This is a genomic window from Streptomyces sp. SID3212 (assembly GCF_009865405.1).
Classification (GTDB): domain Bacteria; phylum Actinomycetota; class Actinomycetes; order Streptomycetales; family Streptomycetaceae; genus Streptomyces.
In genome coordinates this window covers 1-4,201 of record NZ_WWJY01000339.1, presented here as the reverse complement: position 1 = coordinate 4,201, position 4,201 = coordinate 1, and the positions used below count along the sequence as shown (strand labels likewise).

At 73.8% G+C, this 4,201-nt stretch carries 2 protein-coding genes and 2 pseudogenes; all 4 read right to left on the bottom strand.

All coding sequences use genetic code 11. The features are described 5' to 3' along the window. Positions 1-225 (bottom strand): annotated as a pseudogene (locus GT042_RS10315) (hypothetical protein); the annotation flags it as partial. Then, positions 213-977: a 4Fe-4S single cluster domain-containing protein gene (locus tag GT042_RS10310; RefSeq protein ID WP_161308416.1), complete on the bottom strand. Its 765-nt coding sequence runs from the start codon at positions 975-977 to the stop codon at positions 213-215. The pseudogene GT042_RS10315 and the gene GT042_RS10310, both read right to left, overlap by 13 nt. After that, complete coding sequence (locus tag GT042_RS40060) at positions 968-3,139, bottom strand: AAA family ATPase (RefSeq protein WP_345943729.1); 2,172 nt, start codon at positions 3,137-3,139, stop codon at positions 968-970. The genes GT042_RS10310 and GT042_RS40060 overlap by 10 nt, the downstream gene beginning before the upstream one ends. Beyond that, positions 3,129-4,201: pseudogene (locus tag GT042_RS38115) on the bottom strand (hypothetical protein); the annotation flags it as partial. The pseudogene GT042_RS38115 and the gene GT042_RS40060, both read right to left, overlap by 11 nt.

Here is a 4,201-nt window from a genome sequence, read left to right as displayed (position 1 = left end):
CGGGCCGGGCTCTCCGTGTCCTTCCCCCGGCGTCTCCGGTCCGCCGTCGCCGGGCCCGGCCGCCGCCCCCGCCGCCCCGTCCCCCGACGGCGACTCGGCCGTCAGATAGGCCCGTTGGGGTACGAGCTGCTCCCACTCGTGGATCTCGCAGAAGCCGCCTCGCGGTGACGACGGGCACTCGTCGGGGCTCACCGGGCAGCGGTAGCGGGTGGTCACGGTCGCCATGTGTTCTCCTGGAAGGTCACGCCGCGGGCGGCCAGATCCCGCTCCAGCACGCTGAGTTCACCGGGTCTCGGGACACCGACGATGTGTACGGCCCCGTCCGTCACCCGGACCTGGAGCTCGGGGCGGCCGGACTCGCGGCGCAGGTGGGGACCGTAGCGCCGGCGGCCGAGCGGGGTCCGCGGGATCAGCCGCTGGTTGGCCGAGCCGCGCCAGACCAGCCGGGTCGGCTCGCCCGCGCGGTACCGCCCGGTGATGACGGCGTCCGCACGGTCGAGGGCCGCCGTGGCCCCGTCAGACGCGGCGATCTCGGCGTCCTCCCAGCCCGTGTAGACGAGGAGGTCCGCGTCCGTCCGGCCCGCGGCACGGCGTACCCGGTCGGCCCCTTCCAGCAGCGCGGCCAGGGCGTCCGGCTGTTCCAGCGGTTCACCGCCGCTGACGGTCAGTCCGTCGTAGCCCTCGGCCAGACCCCGGCTCCACAGCCGTACCAGCCGCTCGACTCCGACGGACTGGCCGCCGTACGGATCCCAGGTGTGACGGGACATGCAGCCGGCGCAGGCGAGCGGACAGCCCTGCACCCACACGCCGAGGCGCCGCCCCGGGCCCAGAGCGGTGATGGGCCCGAGGACCTGGGACACGCGCAGCACCGCCCCCGCGGCGTCGGACACCGCCTCCACCGCGCCCGGCGTGTTCCCCGTCGGCCGCTCCGGCCGCTCCGCCCGCTCCGGCCGCCCCGTACCGTCCCTCACATCCATCGCCGTACCTTCAAGGCGTACGCCTCGCCGTCGCCGTCCACGGCCTCGACCTCGATGTGCTCCCCGGGCCGTGCCGGTTGGTGGAACAGCTCCCTGGAGAGCGGGTTGACCAGCGCGGACTCCACCGCGGTCACCACACCGCGCCCGCCGTGATCCAGGCGGCGGGTGGCCTCGACCCGCAGGACCTCCCAGGGATCGTCGGCCACCGTCAGCTCCGCGCCGTGCACTTCCCTGACGCGCCCGATCACCGAGGCCAGGGCCTTGTCGAGGATCGGCGGCACCGACTCCGGCTGGATGAAGTCCATCGGGACGAAGCTGTCGCCGAACCGGTTGCGCAGCTCCGGCCGCCCGATGTGGTCGTTGAAGAAGGAGTCGAAGGACGCCCGCAGCGCCTCGCGCACGACCTCGGGCTTGTCGTGCCGGCTGAGCCGCGACCGCCGTGTGGCGTCGGTCCCCTCGGCCGCCGCGTTCTCCTCGCCGCCGCCGCCGCGGCCGTCGTTGTTGTCGTTGTTGGTGTCGTCGTCCGGCTTGGGACCACGCCGGGTTTTCGGCCTGAGCACGTCCGCCGACACGCCCAGGTTCGAGGTGAAGATCAGCACGCACTCGGTGAAGTGGACTGTCGCACCCTGTCCGTCGGTGAGCCGGCCGTCCTCCAGGATCTGGAGGAACAGGTCGAACAACCGCGGGTGCGCCTTGTCGATCTCGTCGAAGAGAAGCACGCTCATCGGGTGCGCGCGGACCGCGTTGGTCAGTTCGCCGCCCGCGCTGTGCCCGACGAAGCCGGGAGGCGCGCCGATCAGCCGGTCCCGGGCGTGCTCCTCGGCGAACTCGCTCATGTCGAAGCGGATCGGGCGCGCGTCCTCGCCGAGGATCATCTTGGCGACGCCCTTGGCGAGTTCGGTCTTGCCGACGCCGGTGGGCCCGGACAGGAAGAGCGTGCCGCGCGGCCGGCTGGGCGAGCTGGACGACTGGGCGCCGGTCAGCCCCGCCGCCGAGCGCATGAAGATCTCGATGGTGCGCCGTACGGCGTGCGGCTGGCCGATGACCTCGGCGTTGAGGTACGCCTCGCCGTTGAGGATGTTCTCGCGCACGGACCGGGTGGCCCAGGGGTTGTCGAGCACGCCCACCCGGTAGAGGCGGGCCGCCTCGTCCAGGCGGCTCAGCGGCAGCCCCCGGTCGGCGGCCATCCGGCCGATCGCGAGGATCTCCCCGACCCCCATGCCGTACGAGGAACGGGCGAGCGCCTCGGTCGCCTGGAGCCGCTCCGCCTCCGACGCCGGTTCCTCCGCCGGTTCGTCCGCAGGTTCACCGGCCGGTGAACCGCCCCTGACCGGAGGGCGCCTGGCGAGCCGGTCGACCACCAGGCGGCTGGCCGTGCGGCGTTGGTCGTGCGGAGGCTCGGGCACCGTGATCACCCGTACGGCCCGGCTGCCGATGGCGAATTCGAGCGGCAGGTCCTCCTGTTTCTCGACCACCCAGAAGACGGTGTTGTACGGCGTCACGCCCCCGCTCCCGCGGACCGGGCGCGCGACGTGCCCCAACTCCTCGGCGGTGGCCAACAGCCGGGCCGCCTCACCCCCGACGGGCGCGCGCGGTGATCCGAGCCGGGCGGTGTAGGGGATGATCAGGCCGATCGCGGGACCCGTGTGCCGGACCATGCCGATCATGATGTCCCGCATGCGGGCGATGGCCGCGTCGATGTCCTGGGCGTCGTCGTCGGTGTCCGGGTCCGGGTCGGAGGCGGCGGCTCCGCCACTCTCCCGTTCGGCGCGCTCGCGCTCGGCGCGGGCGTCCTCCTCGGCCATCCGGCGCAAGGCGGGCGGAAAGGCGAACGGGTCGTCGGTGAGCCGCCAGGCGACCACCCGGTCGTGCACCGTGCTCTGCCGGGCCAGGGCGCCGTAACCGCGGGTACGGCAGAGCGATTCGATGACGCTCTCCAAGGTGTACGGCGTCGGCGGGCCGCCCGGTTCGGGCGACGCCACCCCACCCTCACCCTCCGCGGGCAGCAGGAACACGTCACGGACGTTGCCGGTGAGCAGGACCTGCGGGTACACCGTGAGCGCCAGGTCCAGCTCGCGGATCCAGGCGGGGGCCAGCAGGGGGACGGGTGCCGGAGGCGGGGTGTCCTCCTTGCCGAACGCCCCGCCGGTGTCAGCGCTCACGCTGGCGCTCCTGTCCGTACGACGTGGAGCGCGCGGGCTTGGCCTTCTTCTTGCGCCGCCGGTCCGCCGAACCGCCCTGGGCGGCCGTGCCCTCATCGGCCGTACGGTCATCGACCGTGCCCTCACCGGCCGTACCCTCACCGGTCATGCCTTCACCGGCCGTACGGTCCCCGGCCGTACCGTCATCGGCCGCGCCCTCCCCGGCGCCTGTACCCTCACCGCCCGTACGGTCGTGCGCGAGACCGGTGTCGGGCCACGAACCGTCGGGCACCACGGCTGTCGGCCGCACACCGGGCGGCAGCGCGGACGTACGGGCCAGATCGATGCCCTGGTCGCGTACCGCGTCCTCGATCATGGGCAACTGCTCGTCGCAGAACCACCGTTGGACCCGGCGGTCGGTCTCGGCCTCGTTCTCGGACTCGGCCACCAGCACGGTGGTGAGGCCCGGGCGGTCAGCCGCGAGCGCCACACGCAGCCCGTACCCGTCGGACTCCTCGGCCGCCTGGCCGAAGGGCACGACCACGCTGCCGTTCCCGGCCAGCAGGTCGGCGAAGTCGTCTCCCACGGCGTAGTCGCGCTCACGCAGCACCCGCATCAGGGTGTCCGCGACCGTGGACCGGTACCGGGCGGTGTCCGCGCGTTCGACGGCCCACTCCACCTCCCTCTCCAGGTGGGACGGGTCGGGCGCTTCGGCGACGGCCGCTGCCAGCCACTCACGGTCCTCCGGCGCGGCGTCCTCAAGACGGTCGAGCAGCCTGACCCGCAGCGCGGTCGCGCGGACGTCGTCGCGCTGCCGCTGGGTCGACTTGTGCACCAGGACGCCGAGGTCGTGGAACAGGGTCCGTGCCTCCCCCGCGCTGCGCGCCCGCCGTAACGCGTCCAGACGGCGGGCGAAGACGGGCAGGTCGTCCGGTTCGCACGACGGTCCGTCGCGGGTGAGGAGTGCCTCGGCCTCCACCAGGACCGACGCCCTGACCCGGGCGGTGCGTTCCTCCTCCGCCCGGCCGGCCGACGCCGGAGCCGGGTGCGCGGCGGTCCGGGCCGCCGGCCGCCCCTTGCCCG